This is a genomic window from Phycicoccus avicenniae, assembly GCF_018139485.1.
Classification (GTDB): Bacteria; Actinomycetota; Actinomycetes; order Actinomycetales; family Dermatophilaceae; genus Phycicoccus; species Phycicoccus avicenniae.
This window is the reverse complement of the sequence record NZ_JAGSNF010000001.1, coordinates 72,060-87,488: the sequence shown is the minus strand read 5'-3', so window position 1 is coordinate 87,488 and position 15,429 is coordinate 72,060. Positions and strand designations below refer to the sequence as shown.

At 73.6% G+C, this 15,429-nt stretch carries 16 protein-coding genes; 7 read left to right on the top strand and 9 right to left on the bottom strand.

Features of this window, described 5'->3' with window-relative positions; genetic code table 11:
- Nucleotides 1-18 precede the first annotated feature (18 nt).
- From KC207_RS00405 to KC207_RS00385, 5 genes are all read right to left on the bottom strand, one after another.
- Complete coding sequence (locus tag KC207_RS00405) at nt 19-972, bottom strand: alpha/beta hydrolase fold domain-containing protein (protein WP_211600893.1); 954 nt, start codon at nt 970-972, stop codon at nt 19-21.
- Between the two features lie 8 nt (nt 973-980).
- Nucleotides 981-1,865, bottom strand: a complete 885-nt coding sequence (locus KC207_RS00400) for a carbohydrate ABC transporter permease (protein WP_211600891.1) — start codon at nt 1,863-1,865, stop codon at nt 981-983.
- Complete coding sequence (locus KC207_RS00395; protein ID WP_211600889.1) at nt 1,862-2,800, bottom strand: carbohydrate ABC transporter permease; 939 nt, start codon at nt 2,798-2,800, stop codon at nt 1,862-1,864. Before KC207_RS00395 ends, KC207_RS00400 begins: the two co-directional genes overlap by 4 nt.
- A gap of 10 nt (nt 2,801-2,810) precedes the next feature.
- The gene (locus KC207_RS00390; RefSeq protein WP_211600887.1) at nt 2,811-4,139 is read right to left on the bottom strand and encodes an ABC transporter substrate-binding protein; all 1,329 of its coding nucleotides are present in this window, start codon (nt 4,137-4,139) and stop codon (nt 2,811-2,813) included.
- 175 nt (nt 4,140-4,314) lie between these two features.
- Complete coding sequence (locus KC207_RS00385; protein WP_211600885.1) at nt 4,315-5,076, bottom strand: enoyl-CoA hydratase-related protein; 762 nt, start codon at nt 5,074-5,076, stop codon at nt 4,315-4,317.
- A gap of 80 nt (nt 5,077-5,156) precedes the next feature.
- Between KC207_RS00385 and KC207_RS00380 the strand changes: the two genes are divergently transcribed.
- Complete coding sequence (locus tag KC207_RS00380) at nt 5,157-5,756, top strand: TetR/AcrR family transcriptional regulator (RefSeq protein ID WP_211600883.1); 600 nt, start codon at nt 5,157-5,159, stop codon at nt 5,754-5,756.
- Complete coding sequence (locus KC207_RS00375) at nt 5,753-6,913, top strand: GDSL-type esterase/lipase family protein (RefSeq protein ID WP_211600881.1); 1,161 nt, start codon at nt 5,753-5,755, stop codon at nt 6,911-6,913. The genes KC207_RS00380 and KC207_RS00375 overlap by 4 nt, the downstream gene beginning before the upstream one ends.
- A gap of 93 nt (nt 6,914-7,006) precedes the next feature.
- Here KC207_RS00375 and KC207_RS00370 read toward each other — a convergent pair whose 3' ends face one another.
- From KC207_RS00370 to KC207_RS00360, 3 genes are read right to left on the bottom strand one after another with little or no spacing between them, the layout of a single operon-like run.
- The gene (locus KC207_RS00370; protein ID WP_211600880.1) at nt 7,007-8,161 is read right to left on the bottom strand and encodes a CaiB/BaiF CoA transferase family protein; all 1,155 of its coding nucleotides are present in this window, start codon (nt 8,159-8,161) and stop codon (nt 7,007-7,009) included.
- On the bottom strand, nt 8,158-9,195 hold the full coding sequence (gene fgd, locus KC207_RS00365) for a glucose-6-phosphate dehydrogenase (coenzyme-F420) (protein ID WP_211600878.1): 1,038 nt from the start codon (nt 9,193-9,195) through the stop codon (nt 8,158-8,160). Before fgd ends, KC207_RS00370 begins: the two co-directional genes overlap by 4 nt.
- A gap of 57 nt (nt 9,196-9,252) precedes the next feature.
- Nucleotides 9,253-9,693 (bottom strand): VOC family protein, encoded by a 441-nt coding sequence (locus KC207_RS00360; protein WP_211600876.1) that lies wholly within the window; start codon nt 9,691-9,693, stop codon nt 9,253-9,255.
- Nucleotides 9,694-9,813: 120 nt separating this feature from the next.
- Between KC207_RS00360 and KC207_RS00355 the strand changes: the two genes are divergently transcribed.
- From KC207_RS00355 to KC207_RS00340, 4 genes are all read left to right on the top strand, one after another.
- A complete protein-coding gene (locus tag KC207_RS00355) occupies nt 9,814-10,902 on the top strand; it encodes a Glu/Leu/Phe/Val family dehydrogenase (protein WP_211600874.1) in 1,089 nt (362 codons plus the stop codon).
- A 211-nt stretch (nt 10,903-11,113) separates the two neighbouring features.
- Complete coding sequence (locus tag KC207_RS00350; protein ID WP_211600871.1) at nt 11,114-11,302, top strand: DUF3073 domain-containing protein; 189 nt, start codon at nt 11,114-11,116, stop codon at nt 11,300-11,302.
- A gap of 108 nt (nt 11,303-11,410) precedes the next feature.
- Nucleotides 11,411-12,919 (top strand): purine-cytosine permease family protein, encoded by a 1,509-nt coding sequence (locus KC207_RS00345; RefSeq protein ID WP_211600869.1) that lies wholly within the window; start codon nt 11,411-11,413, stop codon nt 12,917-12,919.
- 29 nt (nt 12,920-12,948) lie between these two features.
- Complete coding sequence (locus KC207_RS00340; RefSeq protein WP_211600867.1) at nt 12,949-13,518, top strand: cysteine hydrolase family protein; 570 nt, start codon at nt 12,949-12,951, stop codon at nt 13,516-13,518.
- A gap of 9 nt (nt 13,519-13,527) precedes the next feature.
- Here KC207_RS00340 and KC207_RS00335 read toward each other — a convergent pair whose 3' ends face one another.
- Complete coding sequence (locus tag KC207_RS00335; RefSeq protein WP_211600865.1) at nt 13,528-13,929, bottom strand: hypothetical protein; 402 nt, start codon at nt 13,927-13,929, stop codon at nt 13,528-13,530.
- Nucleotides 13,930-14,133: 204 nt separating this feature from the next.
- Here KC207_RS00335 and KC207_RS00330 point away from each other — a divergent pair, with 204 nt between their 5' ends.
- A complete protein-coding gene (locus tag KC207_RS00330; RefSeq protein ID WP_249138457.1) occupies nt 14,134-15,309 on the top strand; it encodes an endonuclease in 1,176 nt (391 codons plus the stop codon).
- The last annotated feature ends 120 nt before the right edge of the window (nt 15,310-15,429 follow it).

Here is a 15,429-nt window from a genome sequence, read left to right as displayed (position 1 = left end):
ACGGGAGGGGAGGCGTGCTCAGGTGGCGCCGAGGCCGCGGACGAACCCGGCCATCGCGGCGAGGCTGCGGTCGACCTCGGGCAGGGCGGGCGTCCGGTCGAGGTGACCGTGCGGCATCCCGACCGCGAGGTGTCGGGACGTCGCGACCCCGGCCTCGCGCAGGTCGTGCACGAGGCGCTCCGCCGAGGGGCGGAGGTCGTCGTACTCGCTGACGACGACGTGCGTCGGGGGCAGGCCGTGCAGGTCCGAGGACCCGGGGAACGCCTCGGCCGGGAGGTCGTCGAGGCGGCCGACGTACTCCTTGGCCATCCGGTCGACCTCCTCGGCGGTGAAGCGCAGCAGCGGGGGCAGCGTCGCCATCTGGCCCGCCAGGGCCGCGTCGAGGGGCGGCACCGGGTGGTGCACGAAGGGGTAGACGAGGAGCAGCCCGTCGGGCGTGCCGGCCCCTCCGACCGTGCGGCACGCGACCGAGAGGACGAGGCACGCCCCGGCGCTCGCCCCACCGAGGACGGCGGTCCGCGGGTGCGGGACGAGCCGGGTCGTGGCCCACTCCCACACCGACTGCACGTCGTCCACGGGCGCCGGGTACCGGACGTCGCCGCCGACGAGCCGGTAGCCGACGGACACGACCGTCGCCCCGAGCCGGTCGGCGAGCTCGAGGGACACGACGTGGGACTCGCGCATGTCGAGGTCCCCGGCCGCGAAGCCGCCCCCGTGGACCCAGACGACGAGCCGGTCGCCGTCACCCGCCGGTCGGTCGCCCGCGCCCACCGGCCGGTAGACGCGGACGGGCACGTTCGCGTCGTCGCCGGGGACGACCCGGTCCTCGGTCGCGACCTTCGGGGCCTGGTAGGCGCCGGGGTCCTCCGCCCAGCGGGCCAGGCGGGCGGCCACCTCGGGCTCGACCGTCCGTGGCCAGGTCACCCCGTCGAGCAGGTGGAGCCGGTCGGCGAGGTACGGGTCGAGGGGCATCGCGGCGCTCAGCCCTTGACCGCGCCCTCGGACAGGCCCTGCACGAGGCGGCGCTGCACGAAGAAGTAGACGATGACGATGGGCAGGCTCGTCAGGGTGACGTGCGCGAACACGAGGTCCCAGCGGAACGACGCGACCTCGGGGGCCGCCGACGCGAACCGGAAGAGCCCGAGCGGGAGCGTCGCCCGTTCGCCGCCGCGCAGGAGGAAGAGGGCGAAGAGGAACTCGTTCCAGATCGTGATGATGAGGATGACCCCGCCGACGAGCAGCACCGGCAGCAGCGAGGGCAGGATGAGCAGCCGGTAGATCTGCGGCTTCGAGGCCCCGTCGATGGCCGCGGCCTCCTCGATGTCCGGGGACATGGCCCGGACGAACCCGGTGGCGAGGAAGACGACGACGCCGAGACGGGTCCCGACGAGGACGAGGTAGTACCCGAGCCGCGAGCCGTCGATGCCGAGCACCTGCAGCTCGTAGATCGTCGGCAGGATCGCCGGCGGCAGCAGGATCGACAGGACCGACATGTTGTACGCGATCTTCATCGACACCCGCTGCGAGCGGGCGAACGCCCAGGCGGCCATCGAGCCGAAGACGATGACCGTCGCCAGCGTCGGGAGGGCGATGACGAGGCTGTTGAAGAGCCCCATCCCGTAGTTGCCCTCCTCGAAGACCGTCGCGTAGTTATCGAACCGCCACTCCGACGGGAGCGACAGGTCGAGCAGGCTCGCCTCCTCGTAGGACTTCAGCGAGTTGACGACGAGGAGCCAGACCGGCACGACGATCCACGGCAGGGCGATGAAGGCGAGGCCCGCCTGCATCGCGAGGTCGCCGCGGCTGACCCGCCGACGACGGCGGGGCGGGGTCGTGGGGGGTGCGGTGTCCGTGGTGGTGCTCATCCCTCGAGCTCCCTCCGGCGTAGGGCGGCGATGAGCGGGACGCCGAGGACGACGACGAGTGCCGCGATGGTGAGGCTGATCGCGCTGGCGTTGCCGAAGAAGCCTCCCGCGTACTGGCGGTAGAGGGCGACGTTGAGGACGAGGCTCGCCGAGCCGGGACCTCCACGGGTGGTCGCCTGGATGATGTCGAAGGCGTTGAGGGCCCCGAGGAAGGACACGACGACGCTGAACGTGAACGCGGGGGCGAGCAGCCGGAACTTCACGAGCCAGAAGATCTTCCACGCCCCGGCGCCGTCGATGCGCGCGGCCTCGACGAGCGACTGCGGGATGGCGTTGAGGCCGGCGATGTAGACGAGCGTCACGATGCCGCTCCACTTCCACACGTCGATGAAGGCGACCGACGCCAGGACGGTCCGGGTGTCCCCGAGCCACGCGTGGTCGAAGCCGGGGGACACGAGCCCGATGACCGCGTTGAGCGGGCCCTGCGGCTCGAGGATCGCGCTCCAGATGTACCCGGCCGCGAGCGGCGAGATGAGCACCGGGAGGAAGAAGAGCGCCCGGAAGAACGAGTTGACCGGGCTCGTGTTCTGCATGAGCAGCGCCAGCCCGAGGCTGATGACGTTCTGCAGGAGCATCGCGATGACGGCGTAGGTGACGGTCACCCGCGTCGCCGTCCAGAGCACGCCCGAGTCGGCGAGGTTGCGGAAGTTGTCGAGCCCGTTCGGCGCGATGACCGAGGAGAAGCCGGTCCACTGCGTGAACGCGAAGTAGATGTTGAGCAGGAACGGGAGGATGAAGAACGCGACGGTCAGGACGATCGTCGGGGCGGCGAAGGGCCACCAGCGTCGGTCCGCCCGGCCGGGGCGGAGGCGCCGCCGGACGGAGGAGGCGGGCGCCTCGCTCCGTCCGGCGGGTGCTTCGGTCGTCGAGGTCATGGACCGTCGGTCACCAGCCGGGCAGGCCGGCCGCCCGGGCGGCCTGCTCGAAGGCGGTCTGGGACTGCTCGGCGACGCTCTGCGGGGTCTCCGCACCGCTCAGCAGTCCGGTCATGTAGTTGGGGAACTCGACGTTGAACCCGACGAGGTTGCTGTTGAACGCGTAGGCGGTGCTCTCCTCGTACGCGTCGGCGACCTCGGCCCGGAAGCCGCTCACGTCGGGGGCGTCGGCACCCTCGAGGATCGGGAAGCTGCCGGACTCGTCGACGAAGTCCTGGTACCCCTCCTCGGTGGCCCACTGGATGAACGCGAGCGCCGTGCTCTCCCGCTCGGGGTCACCGGTCCGGGGGACGTACCAGGTGCCGGCCACGTTGGGCGCCCAGGCCGAGACCGCGCCGCCGGCGGACGGGTAGGCGAACCCGATCGTCTCGTTGGTCAGCTCGAGGTCGTCGTCGAGGCGGGCCTGGAACTGGTCGATGAGACCGGTCGGCAGGGCGATCATCGCGGCGTCTCCGCCCGAGACGGCGGCGATGCCGTCCTCGAACTGCGCGGTCACGGCGTCGGAGTTGAAGCACCCCTCGTCCTGGAAGTCCTTGTACCGGGTGAGGCCGTCGACGAAGGGGCTGTCCGCACCGTCGAAGGTCGTCTCCTGGTCCAGGACCTGCTGGGCCCAGTTGCCGTCCTGCTGCGCCGTGCTCATGTACATGAGGCCGGGCACGATCTGGGTCGACCACCCGGAGCCTCCCGACTCCCAGATCGGGGTGACGTCCGGTGCCTCGTCCTGGAGGGTCGAGCAGATGCTCGAGAGGTCGTCGAAGGTCTCCGGCACGTCGAGGCCGTACTCCTCGAAGACCTTCTTGTTGTAGAAGATGCCGAAGAGCGAGGGGCTGTCGGTGATCGCGGCGTAGACCTTGCCGTTGAGGCTGCCCGCGGCGTCGAGCACCTCCCGCTCGCGCTCGACGAACGGCATGTTCGACAGGTCGTACATGTTCTGCTCCGGGTTGAGCGCCCAGAACAGCGACGTCGCGTGGTACTCGAGGATGTCGGGACGCTCGCCGGAGGTCCAGCGCGTCTGCACACCCGACTCGAACGCGTCGGCGGGCATCTCGATGATCTCGACGCTGACGCCGGTCTCCTCCTCGAAGCGCGTCCACACGTTCATCACGGCGTCGGGGTCGGCGGGGTTCACCCACACGGTGAGCTCCTGCGCCTGGATCTCGGCGGTGCCGTCGGTGGGGACGTCGCTCGAGGACTCAGTACCGGAGGCGCCCGGGTTGGAGCACGCCGCGGCCAGGCCGGCGACGGCTGCGACGGCGGACGCCGCAATGAAGCGTTTCATATCAAGACTCCCTTGGCTCGAAACCCCGCCGCGAGCGGGTACCGGACACAGTACGAAACGATTCAATCCGGCGCAAGGGTTTCGTCGAACCGCCTCGACAGGCCCCTGTGGCCCGGTGCTCCGGGGGTTCGAGCGCCCCCGGGAACGCCGCGGTGAGGGCCGGTGGGTGGCGCGGTCAGCGCCCGTGGAAGGTCGGACGGCGCTTGCCGACGAACGCGGCCGCACCTTCCCGGTGGTCCTCGGTGGCGCCGAGCCGGCGCTGGCCGGCGTCCTCGCGGGCGAAGGCGGCATCGAGGTCGAGCGCAGCGGCGTTGACCGCCGCCTTCGTCTCGGCGTACGCGAGCGGCGGGCCGGCGGCGAACGCGGCGAGCAGCTCGCCGGCGCGCTCCTCGAACCGCTCGGTCGGCACGCTCTCGGCGACGAGGCCCCACTGCGCGGCGGTCGCGCCGTCGAGTGCCTCCCCGGTGAGCGCGAGGCGCATCGACCGGGCCCGGCCGACGGCTGCGGTGACGAGGGCGGTCGCCCCACCGTCCGGCATGAGGCCGATCCGGCTGAAGGCGAGGACGAACGGCGCCTCGTCGGCGGTGAGGGCGTAGTCGCAGGCCAGGGCCATCGGGACGCCGATGCCGGCCGCGACCCCGTGGACGAGGGCGACGACGGGCGTCGAGGAGCCGACGATCGCGCGGACCATCCGCTCCCCCGCCTCGAGGACCCCCATCTGGGCGCCCTCGGCGGACAGCGGGGCACCGGAGCAGAAGCCCCGACCGGTCCCGCCGAGGGCGACGACCCGGACCGCCGGGTCGGCGTCGAAGGCCGTGAGGGCGTCCGTGATGGCGTCGCACATGTCCGGGTCGACGGCGCCGAGTCGCTCCGGGGCGTCGATCGTGATGCGTCCGACGGGGCCGTCCGCGGCACTGCGGACCGTGGGGGTGCTCATGACCCCATCCAACCCCATCACCGCGCGTGGCGATGGTTCCTATATACTTTAGGCTTAGACCTACTAGATGAAGGAACGCCATGCCACGTGTCGGGCTCACCCCGGAGCGGCTCGTCGACGCCGCGGCCGAGATCGCCGACACCGAGGGCCTGCCCGCCGTCACGGCGTCCGCGGTCGCCCGCCGGTTCGGCGTCGCGACCGCGAGCGTCTACGCGCACGTCGGCGGCACCCCCGACCTGCGGACCGGTGTGTGCCTGCGCGCGCTCGAGGAGATGGCCGAGCGGCTGGCCGACGCCCTCGCCGGGCGCTCCCGCCGCGCCGCGCTCACCGCCCTCGCCGCGACGTACCGCGACTACGCCCACGAGCACCCCGGTCGCTACGCCGCGAGCCGGACCCCCCTGACGCCCGCACAGGCGGCGCGGAGCGCCGGCCCCCGGCACGCCGCGCTCACCCAGGCGGTCCTCGAGGGGTACGGCGTCGACGGGGACGACCTCGTCCACGGCGTCCGCGTCGTCGGCGCCCTCGTCCACGGGTTCGTCGACCTCGAGGCGTCCGGCTCCTTCGACCACAGCACCCCCGCCGCCGGCGCCTCCCTCGAGCGCGCGCTCGACGGCCTCGACGCGATGCTCCGCGGCTGGGCCGCGACGACCACCACGACCGAGCCCGAGGAGGGCCGATGACCTCACGCACCACCAACCCGGTCACCCCCGACCTCGTCCACGGCGCCGTCGACACCGACGTCGACGACACCGGACGCCTCACCGTCCACCGCCTGCCGGCCTGGGCCCGCGCGCGGGGGCTCGACCCGCAGCTCGCCACCGTCGAGGCGATGCCCGCCGGGGTCCGCCTCCGGTTCTCGACCGCGGCGACCTTCGTCGAGCTGGACGCCCACGTGACCCGGCGCCGGTTCGCCGGCCTCGAGCCCGCCCCGGCGGCGGCGGTCGAGGTCCTCGTCGACGGGCGGCCACACACCGCCGTCGTCCCCACGGGCGGCGACCTGCTCACCTACGACCTCGCGGCCGGCACCGTCGACCGCACGGCGGCCGCGACCTCCCCCGTCGTCGTCGGCGACCTTCCGGCCGGCCCGAAGACCGTCGAGGTCCGCCTGCCGCACGGCGAGCTCGTGGCACTCGGGGCGCTGCGGACCGACGCCCCGGTCGCCCCGGTCCCCCCGCAGCACGGACGGCGCTGGGTCCACCACGGCAGCTCGATCAGCCAGGGGTCGAACGCGGCCGACCCCTCCGACGCATGGCCGGTGCTCGCCGCGGACCTCGCGGGCCTCGACCTCACGAACCTCGGCTTCGGCGGCAGCGCGATGCTCGACCCGTTCGTCGCCCGGACGATGCGAGACCTGCCGGCCGACCTGCTGAGCGTCGCCGCCGGCATCAACATCGTGGGGGGCGACACGATGCGGATGCGGACCTTCGTCCCCCTGCTCCACGGCTTCCTCGACACCCTGCGCGACGGTCACCCGGACACCCCGCTCCTCGTCGTCACGCCGATCCTCTGCCCCATGCACGAGGACGTCCCCGGGCCGAGCAGCATGGACCCGGGGGCCTTCGCCGCGGGGCGGGTCCGGTACACCGCGACGGGCGACCCGGCCGAGGTCGCCCGCGGGCGGCTCACCCTGCGAACCGTGCGGGAGGCGACGGCCGAGGTCGTCGCCGTCCGCGCCGACCCGCACCTCCACCTCGTCGACGGGACGTCGCTGTACGGGGAGGCCGACACGGACCAGCACCCGCTGCCGGACGGGCTGCACCCGGACGCGGCGACCCAGCGCCTCGTCGGGCGGCGGTTCGCCGACGTCCTCTCGCGTGGAGGTCTCCCGGGGTCCTGACCCCGGAGATCCTCCACGCGGGACGTCGACGAGTCCCCACGGCGCGCACGCGGACGAGGTGGGGACCGGGCACCGGGGCCCGGCCGGCGCCGGTCAGGCCTGGTGCACGGCGCCCGAGGCCACGAGCGCGGCGACCTCGTCGGCGGAGAACCCCCGCACGCGCAGCACCCGCTCGGTGTCGGCGCCCACGACCGGCTCGCGGCCGGGAGGCGCGGCCGGCGTCCCCGAGAAGCGCGGACCCGCGACCGGCACCGGGTACCCCACGCCGTCGGCGAACGTCCCCCGGGCGGCGAGGTGCGGGTGCGCCCGCGCCTCGTCGAGCGACAGGACCGGGGCGACGCACGCGTCGGTGCTCTCGAACATCTCGGCCCAGTCGTCCCGGGTCCGCGCCGCGAACGCCTCCGTGAACGCCGCGCGCTGGGCGGGCCACGTCGCGCGGTCGTACTGCTCGCCGTCGACCTCGACCCCGAGCACGTCGAGGAGCTCGGCGAAGAACTGCGGCTCCAGGGCGCCGACCGCGACGAACCGGCCGTCGGCGCAGGGGTACACGTCGTAGAAGGGGGCACCGCCGTCGAGGACGTTGGCCTGCCGGGCGTCGGTCCACGTCCCCTGCCCGAGCATCGCGTGGACGCTCGTGAGGAGGTGCGCGGCCCCGTCGACCATCGCCGTGTCGACGACCTGCCCGCGCCCGGTCCCGGCCCGGGAGACCAGCGCCGCGAGCACCCCGGCGACGAGGTACATCGAGCCGCCCGCGAAGTCGGCGACGACCGGCGGCGGGGCCACCGGCCGCTCCGGTGTCCCCATCGCGTGGAGCGTCCCGGACACCGCCGCGTAGGTGATGTCGTGCCCGGCCCGCGGCGCCCACGGCCCGTCCTGTCCCCACCCGGTCATCCGCCCCACGACGAGGCCGGGGTTGTCCGCGAGGAGGTCGTCCGGCGCGAGCCCGAGGCGCTCGAGCACGCCCGGCCGGAACCCCTCGAGGAGGACGTCGGCGTCCGCGAGGAGGCGCCGGACGACGGTGACGCCGTCGGGGTGCTTGAGGTCGACGGCGATGCTCGGGCGCGAGCGCCGCAGCCCGCTGCCGGTGGCGAGCGGGCCGTCGTCGCCCGGCCGGTCGACGCGCACGACGTCGGCCCCGAGCTCGGCGAGGTAGGTCGCCGCGAAGGGGCCGGGGCCGATGCCACCCAGCTCGACGACCCGGACGCCGGCGAGCGGCCCACCCCCCGGACCGCCGGCGGGTTCGGTCATCGGGTGGTGGGGACGAGCTCGCGGACGCCGGGCAGGACCTGCTCGGCGAAGGTGGTCAGGAAGCGCTCCTGGTCGTGGCCGGGGCCGTGGACGACGAGGTGGTCGAACCCGAGGTCGGTGTAGAACTTCAGGGCGTCGACGACGTCCTGGGGGTCGGAGGCGACGACCCACCGCTTGGCGACCTGCGCGATCGGGAGCGCGTCGGCGGCGTGTTCCATCTGTGCCGGGGAGTGGATGGAGTGCTTCTGCTCGGCCGTGAGGGACAGCGGCGCCCAGAACCGGCAGTTCTCCAGCGCCTTGTCGGGGTCGGGGTCCCAGGAGACCTTGACCTCGATCATCCGGTCGATCTCCCCACGGGACCGGCCCTTCTTCTCCAGTCCTTCGTCGACCGCCGGGAGCAGCTGGTCGCGGTAGAGCTCCTCGCCCTTGCCGGAGGTGCAGATGAACCCCTCGCCGTACCGGCCGGCGTACCGGGCGACCATCGGCCCACCCGCGGCGACGTACACCGGCACCGGGACCTCGGGCCGGTCGTAGACCGCGGCGTCCTCGGTCCGGTAGTACTCCCCCTCGAAGCTCACCCGATCCTCGCTCCACAGCCGCCGCATCAGGGTCACCGACTCCCGCAGCCGGGCGAACCGCTCCTTGAACTCCGGCCACTGCCCTCCGGTGACGGACCCGACCGCGATCTCGTTCAACGCCTCCCCGGTCCCGACACCGAGCATCACCCGGCCCGGGGCGAGGCAGGCCATCGTCGCGAACGCCTGCGCCAGCACCGGCGGGTTGTACCGGAACGTCGGGGTCAGCACCGACGTCCCGACCATCACCCGCTCCGTACGGGCCAGCACCCACGGCATCCACGCCAGGCTGCTCGGCGCGTGCCCACCCTCCAGCCGCCACGGCTGGAAGTGGTCACTGATCGTCACCGAGTCCAGCCCCACCTCCTCCGCCAGCACCGCGAACCCCGCCAGCTCACCCGGGGCGAACTGCTCCGCCGACGCCTTGTACCCGACCCGCAGCCCGCTCGATGCCGTCATGCCGCCATCCTGCCCCAGGCGCGCGACGGATCCGAGGGGGCGTGCGCGACGCCACGCTCAGCCGGCGCCGACGAAGAGCTCGAGGGCGATGCCGTCGGGGTCGCGGAAGGAGACGCCGGTCCCGTAGCCGGCGGACTTCACCTCCCCGTGCGCCACCCCGAGGTCGTCGAGCCGACGGACCCAGTCGTGCAGCTCCTCGACCGACCCGACCGCGAACCCGACGTGGTCGAGGCCGGTGCGCTCCTCGTCGAACGTGTCGCCGGACTCGCGCCCCTGGTGGGTGTGCAACCCGAACAGCTGACCGCCGTCGAGGGCGAAGACCGTGTGGTGGAACCGGCCGCCCTCCTCGTCCTCGTCGAGCACGGGCTCGGCGTCGAAGAGCGCCGCGTACCACCGGGTGCTGCGCTCGAGGTCGCTCACGGTCACCGCGACGTGCTGGATGCCGGGGAAGGCCATCGTCGACTCCTTCGTCGTGGGGCCCGGGGCGGCGGACGCCACCGCGGGTGCTCCTCCCACCGGTCTATCGCGCCGTCCGCGTCCGGGCCCCGTCCGGCCGGAGGGGTCGGCGGACGGGCCGTGGACAGGGCCGCGGGCGGGAACGGGGCTACCGTGGACGCCATGGCCCCCACGGACCTCGTCGACCTCGCCGGGCACGAGCAGGTCGTCTTCTGCTCGGACACCGACACCGGGCTGCACGCCGTCATCGCGGTCCACTCCACCGCCCTCGGCCCGGCCCTCGGCGGGACCCGCTTCCATCCGTACCCGACGCTCGACGCGGCGGTCGGCGACGTGCTGCGGCTGTCCCGGGCGATGTCGTACAAGAACGCCCTCGCCGGCCTCGCCCACGGGGGCGGCAAGGCGGTCATCGTCGGCGACCCGCACACCGCGAAGACCCCGCAGCTGCTGCGGGCGTACGGCCGGTTCGTCGAGTCGCTCGCGGGGCGCTACGTCACCGCGTGCGACGTCGGCACCTACGTCCCCGACATGGACGTCGTCGCCGAGGAGACCCGGTGGGCGACCGGCCGCTCCCCCGAGCGGGGTGGCGCCGGGGACTCCTCCGTGCTCACCGCCCTCGGGGTGTTCCAGGGCATGCGCGCCGCGGCGCAGCACCTGTGGGGCGTGCCGTCCCTCGCCGGTCGACGGGTCGGGATCGCCGGCGTCGGCAAGGTCGGGCGTCGGCTCGTCGACCACCTCGTCGAGGACGGCGCCGAGATCGTCGTCACCGACGTCGACCCGGCCGCCGTCGACGCCGTCCGCGCCCGCCACCCCGACGTCGCCGCCGCTGAGGACGCCGACGTCCTCGCCCGGTCCCCGCTCGACGTCTTCAGCCCGAACGCCCTCGGGGGCGCCCTCGACGATGACGTCGTCGCCGACCTGCGGGCGACGGTCGTCTGCGGCGGGGCCAACAACCAGCTCGCGCACCCGGGCGTCGCGGACCTGCTCGCCCGACGGGGCGTCGTCTACACCCCGGACTTCCTCGTCAACGCGGGCGGCGTCATCCAGGTGAGCGACGAGCTGCACGGCTTCGACATGGAGCGGGCGGCCGGGCGCACCCAGGCGATCTTCGACAGCACCCTCGCGGTGCTCGCGGCGGCCGAGGCCGACGGCTCGACCCCGGCCGTCGCGGCGGACCGGCTCGCCGAGGAGCGGATGGCGGGCGGCGGGGCGACCCCCTGGCTGCCACGCTCCTCCCCGGACGTCTCGTAGAGCGGGACGACGGCCCGCCACCCGGGACGTCGGGAGGCGCGCGGCGCGAGCGGGACGCCACGTCGCGTCGCCCAACCGTCCCCGTGGCATGTATCGTTGGCGGCACGATATGCACACCATCCCCGGAGCCGCTCCGCGACGTGGGATGACCCCCGACAGGGTCGTCCCACCGAGTGATGCCGCCCCGGCAGACGCACGAGGGGGTCACGCCATGGGGCGCGGCCGAGCCAAGGCCAAGCAGACGAAGGTCGCCCGCGAGCTGAAGTACTTCAGCCCGGACACCGATCTCTCAGCGCTTGAGCGAGAACTGCACTCACAGTCCGACCAGGACGAGCGGCCCCGGCCGAGCGACTGGGAGGACGAGGACGACTACGGTCAGTGGGCGTCCGGCGAGCGGTGACGCCGCCGACCGCCTGACTCCCTTCGCGACACCGGGCCCCGGCCCGGCGGTCGACGTCGTGCCGACTTCACCCGGTCCGGACCGCCGCCGGTCTGCCATGCTCGCGACATGAGCACCTCCAGCGCAGCGGAGACCCGGCGGCTCGGGGTCGAGACGACCGGCATCGAGGTCATCGACGAGGCCGAGCGCACCGCCTCCCCGCACGACCTCTTCTGGCCGTGGTTCGCGGCGAACATCTCGGTCTTCGGGATCAGCTACGCCGCCTTCGTCCTGTACTTCGGCATCTCGTTCTGGCAGGGCGCGGTCGTCGCCGTCGCCGGCATCACCGCCTCGTTCGCCCTGTGCGGGGTCATCGCCATCGCCGGCAAGCGGGGGTCGGCCCCGACGATGATCCTCTCCCGCGCCACGTTCGGGGTCACCGGCCAGAAGGTGCCGGGCGTCGTCTCGTGGCTCACCTCGATCGGCTGGGAGACCTTCCTCGCGATCCTCGCCGTGCTCGCGACCTCGACGATCTTCGAGCGCCTCGGCTGGGGCGGGGGGACGACCACCCAGGTGCTCGCCGCGGCCGTCGTCGCCGGGCTCGTCGTCGCCGCGTCGGTCGCCGGGTACCACGTCATCATGCGGATGCAGTCGGTCCTCACGTGGGTGACGGGGGCCGTGACGCTCGCCTACGTCCTCCTCACCCTCGACCACGTCGACTGGTCGGCCGTCACCGCGCTGCCCTCGGGGCCGCCGCAAGCTGTGGTCGGGGCGCTCGTCATGGTGATGACCGGCTTCGGTCTCGGCTGGATCAACATCGCCGCGGACTGGTCGCGCTACCAGCGCCGGGACGCCTCCGGCGGGGCGGTCGTCGCGTGGAACACCGTCGGCGGCGCCGTCGCCCCGGTCGTCCTCGTCGTCTACGGTCTGCTGCTCGCCGGGTCGGACCCCGCGCTCCTCGAGGGCATCGGCGACGACCCGATCGGCACCCTCGCGACGCTGCTCCCCACGTGGATGCTCGTCCTCTTCCTCGTCGCCGTCGTCCTCTCGCTCGTCTCGGGCGCGGTCCTCGGCATCTACTCCTCCGGGCTCACCCTCCTCTCGCTCGGCGTGCGCATCCCGCGGACGTCCGCGGCGTTCGTCGACGGGCTGATCCTCACCGCCGGCACGGTGTGGGTCGTCTTCTTCGCCCAGAGCTTCATCGGCCCGTTCCAGTCCTTCCTCATCACGCTCGGGGTGCCGCTCGCCGCATGGGCCGGCCTGATGATCGGTGACATCTGGCTGCGCCGGCGCGACTACGCCGACGACGACCTCTTCACGACCCGCGGGCGGTACGGGTCGTGGGACGTCGTCGCCACCGTCACCCTCGTCGTGGCGTCGGTCGTCGGCTGGGGCCTGGTCGTCAACGGCTTCGCGGAGGCCGCGTCCTGGAACAACTGGCAGGGCTACCTGCTCGGCCCGCTCGGCGGTCGGGAGGGCACCTGGGCGGCGGCGAACATCGGCGTCGTCGTCGCGCTCGTCCTCGGCCTGCTCGGCTCGCTCGTGCTCCGGCGGGCCACCGTGCGGCGCCAGGAGGCCACGCCGGTGGACCCCTCCGGGACGGCCTCCGACGCGGCCGCCGACCCCGCCGTCCGATGACGTCTCCGTCCGACGACCCTCGTCGTCCGATGACGTCTCCGTCCGACGACCCTCGTCGTCCGACGACCCCCCTCCCGGCGGTCACCGACCGTCTCGTCCTCGTCGACCCGCAGGTCGTCTTCGCCGACCCGACGACCTCGCCGTGGGGCTCGCCGATGTGGGCGGACGTCGAGCCACGCGTCGTCGCCCTCGCCGAGCGGTTCGGGCCCGCCCGGACCGTCACGACCCGGTTCGTCGCCGACCCCTCGATCGGCGGCTCGTGGTCGACCTACTACGAGGAGTGGGACTTCGCGCTCGTGCCCGACGAGGACCCGCTCTACGCCGTAGTCCCGGTGCTGCGCGGTGCGGCCGGCACGACGGTGACCGCCGGGACCTTCGGCAAGGGGCAGGTCCTGCGGGACGTGCTGCCCGCTGGGGCCCGCGTGACGGTCGCGGGCGTCGCGACGGACTGCTGCGTCCTGTCGACCGTGCTGCCGCTCGCCGACGCCGGGATGACCGTCGAGGTCGTCGCCGACGCGTGCGCGGGATCGAGCGTCGAGAACCACGAGCGGGCGCTCGAGGCGATGGCCCTCTACGCGCCGCAGGTCACGGTCGTCTGACGGCGGGTCTCAGGCCGCACCGGTGACGACGAGGACGAGGAGGCCGGCGAGGACGCCGACCCCGCCCGCGCCCGCGCCGGCGACCTCCGCGGGAAGGGCACGGCCTCGGGAGATCGCGGCGGTGGCAGCCAGCCCGACGCACCACCCGGCGAGCAGCACGGGGAGGAAAGACGGCACGAGACCGGTCGGGTCGACCTCGGCCAGGGTCGATCCGGTCACCGTGCGCACCCCGGCGAGGACGATCCAGGCGCCGAGCATCGTGGTTGCCGCCCACGCCGCGAGACCGGCCGTCCCGAGGCTGAGCACCGCGACGGCCCACCGGCGGGCGACGACGTGACGCAGGCGGTCGGTGTCGACCGGTAGCACCGGCGCCGTCGCGCCCGCGCTCACCGGCAGGGGTGCTGCACTCATACCGCCCAGCGTCGCAGCCACCCCGGTCCCGGCACATGAGTCCCGGTGCTCATCCGCGGTGGGCCCAGGGGCCCGGCCGGGCTGCGTCTCGGGCCCTCGGACGGATGTCCTGACCATCGCCTGGGCCGACGGAGGTGGAGTCCTGACCGGATGCTTACCCGGGGGACACCCGCCACGGCCCGCCGTCCGGCAGGGTCGTCGACCGTGACGACCGACACCAGCACCCGCCGACCCGCGTGGCTCATCCTCGCGGCCGCCCTCCTCCTCTCCATCGGACTCGCCGCACCGTCCTCCCAGGCCGCCGGCCCCCTCACGGTCGCCCAGGGTGCCGCGCAGCAGGACGGGTCGGCGCAGACGGTCCGCGGCTACGTCGTCGGCCAGCCCACGGCGACGACGACGGTCGTCCGCTCGGGCTTCCCGAACGACTACGCCCTCGCGCTCGCCGACTCCGCGTCCGAGACCGACCCGGGCCGGATGCTCTACGTCCAGCTGACATCGGGGTTCCGGGACGCCTGGGGGCTGCGGTCGAACCCCGACCTGCTCGGCGACCGGGTCGACGTCACGGGGCCTCTCGAGGCCTACTTCTCGCACGCCGGGCTCAAGAGCCCGACGGCGATCGCGCGGGCCGACGGCGGTGACCCGGGCGACCCAGGGGACCCCGGCGACCCTCCGCCCACCGGTGACGGCCCCTGGGACGACACGTACTACGCGTCGGCGGTCGGCCTCACCGGCGCGGCGCTCAAGGCCGAGCTCCACGACATCGTCGACGACGCGCAAGCCCTGTCCTACTCCCAGGTCTGGGACGCGCTGAAGGACACCGACGAGGACCCGGCGAACAGCGCGAACGTCCGGCTGCTCTACTCCGGCGAGTCCCGGTCGAAGTCGCTCAACGGGGGCGACGTCGGTGACTGGAACCGCGAGCACGTCTGGGCGAAGTCGCACGGCGACTTCGGCACCGCCACCGGACCCGGCACCGACGTGCACCACCTGCGGCCGACCGACGTCCAGGTGAACGGGACCCGGGGCAACAAGGACTTCGACGAGGGCGGCGGCGCGGTCGCGGGATGCTCCGGCTGCCTCACCGACGCCGACTCCTTCGAGCCGCCGGACGCCGTCAAGGGCGACGTCGCCCGGATGGTCCTCTACATGGCGGTCCGCTGGGAGGGCGACGCCGGCCGGCCCGACCTCGAGGTGAACGACCTCGTCGACAACGGCAGCGCCCCTCGGATGGGGCGGATCTCCGAGCTGCTCGCGTGGAACGCCCAGGACCCCGTCGACGCGTTCGAGATGCGCCGGAACGACCGCATCCACGCGACGTGGCAGGGCAACCGCAACCCGTTCGTCGACCACCCGGAGTGGGCCGAGGCGATCTGGGGCTGACGCCCGGCCGCGCGCATCCCCGCACTCCCCGGAGTCCTCTGTCGAGGTGACGCCGCGCGGATCGGCGCGCGTTCACACCTCGATCCGGCCCCGCTCTCCCCCGCTCGAGGTGATGCCGCG

What these genes read in the sequence shown, in the direction of transcription:
- KC207_RS00355 (WP_211600874.1), top strand. Translation starts at nt 9,814, where the DNA reads ATGGCCCCCACGGACCTCGTCGACCTCGCCGGGCACGAGCAGGTCGTC.
- KC207_RS00405 (WP_211600893.1), bottom strand. Translation starts at nt 972, where the DNA reads ATGCCCCTCGACCCGTACCTCGCCGACCGGCTCCACCTGCTCGACGGG.
- KC207_RS00350 (WP_211600871.1), top strand. Translation starts at nt 11,114, where the DNA reads ATGGGGCGCGGCCGAGCCAAGGCCAAGCAGACGAAGGTCGCCCGCGAG.
- KC207_RS00385 (WP_211600885.1), bottom strand. Translation starts at nt 5,076, where the DNA reads ATGAGCACCCCCACGGTCCGCAGTGCCGCGGACGGCCCCGTCGGACGC.
- KC207_RS00345 (WP_211600869.1), top strand. Translation starts at nt 11,411, where the DNA reads ATGAGCACCTCCAGCGCAGCGGAGACCCGGCGGCTCGGGGTCGAGACG.
- KC207_RS00400 (WP_211600891.1), bottom strand. Translation starts at nt 1,865, where the DNA reads ATGAGCACCACCACGGACACCGCACCCCCCACGACCCCGCCCCGCCGT.
- KC207_RS00380 (WP_211600883.1), top strand. Translation starts at nt 5,157, where the DNA reads ATGCCACGTGTCGGGCTCACCCCGGAGCGGCTCGTCGACGCCGCGGCC.
- KC207_RS00340 (WP_211600867.1), top strand. Translation starts at nt 12,949, where the DNA reads ATGACGTCTCCGTCCGACGACCCTCGTCGTCCGACGACCCCCCTCCCG.
- KC207_RS00375 (WP_211600881.1), top strand. Translation starts at nt 5,753, where the DNA reads ATGACCTCACGCACCACCAACCCGGTCACCCCCGACCTCGTCCACGGC.
- KC207_RS00370 (WP_211600880.1), bottom strand. Translation starts at nt 8,161, where the DNA reads ATGACCGAACCCGCCGGCGGTCCGGGGGGTGGGCCGCTCGCCGGCGTC.
- KC207_RS00335 (WP_211600865.1), bottom strand. Translation starts at nt 13,929, where the DNA reads ATGAGTGCAGCACCCCTGCCGGTGAGCGCGGGCGCGACGGCGCCGGTG.
- KC207_RS00390 (WP_211600887.1), bottom strand. Translation starts at nt 4,139, where the DNA reads ATGAAACGCTTCATTGCGGCGTCCGCCGTCGCAGCCGTCGCCGGCCTG.
- KC207_RS00395 (WP_211600889.1), bottom strand. Translation starts at nt 2,800, where the DNA reads ATGACCTCGACGACCGAAGCACCCGCCGGACGGAGCGAGGCGCCCGCC.
- fgd (WP_211600878.1), bottom strand. Translation starts at nt 9,195, where the DNA reads ATGACGGCATCGAGCGGGCTGCGGGTCGGGTACAAGGCGTCGGCGGAG.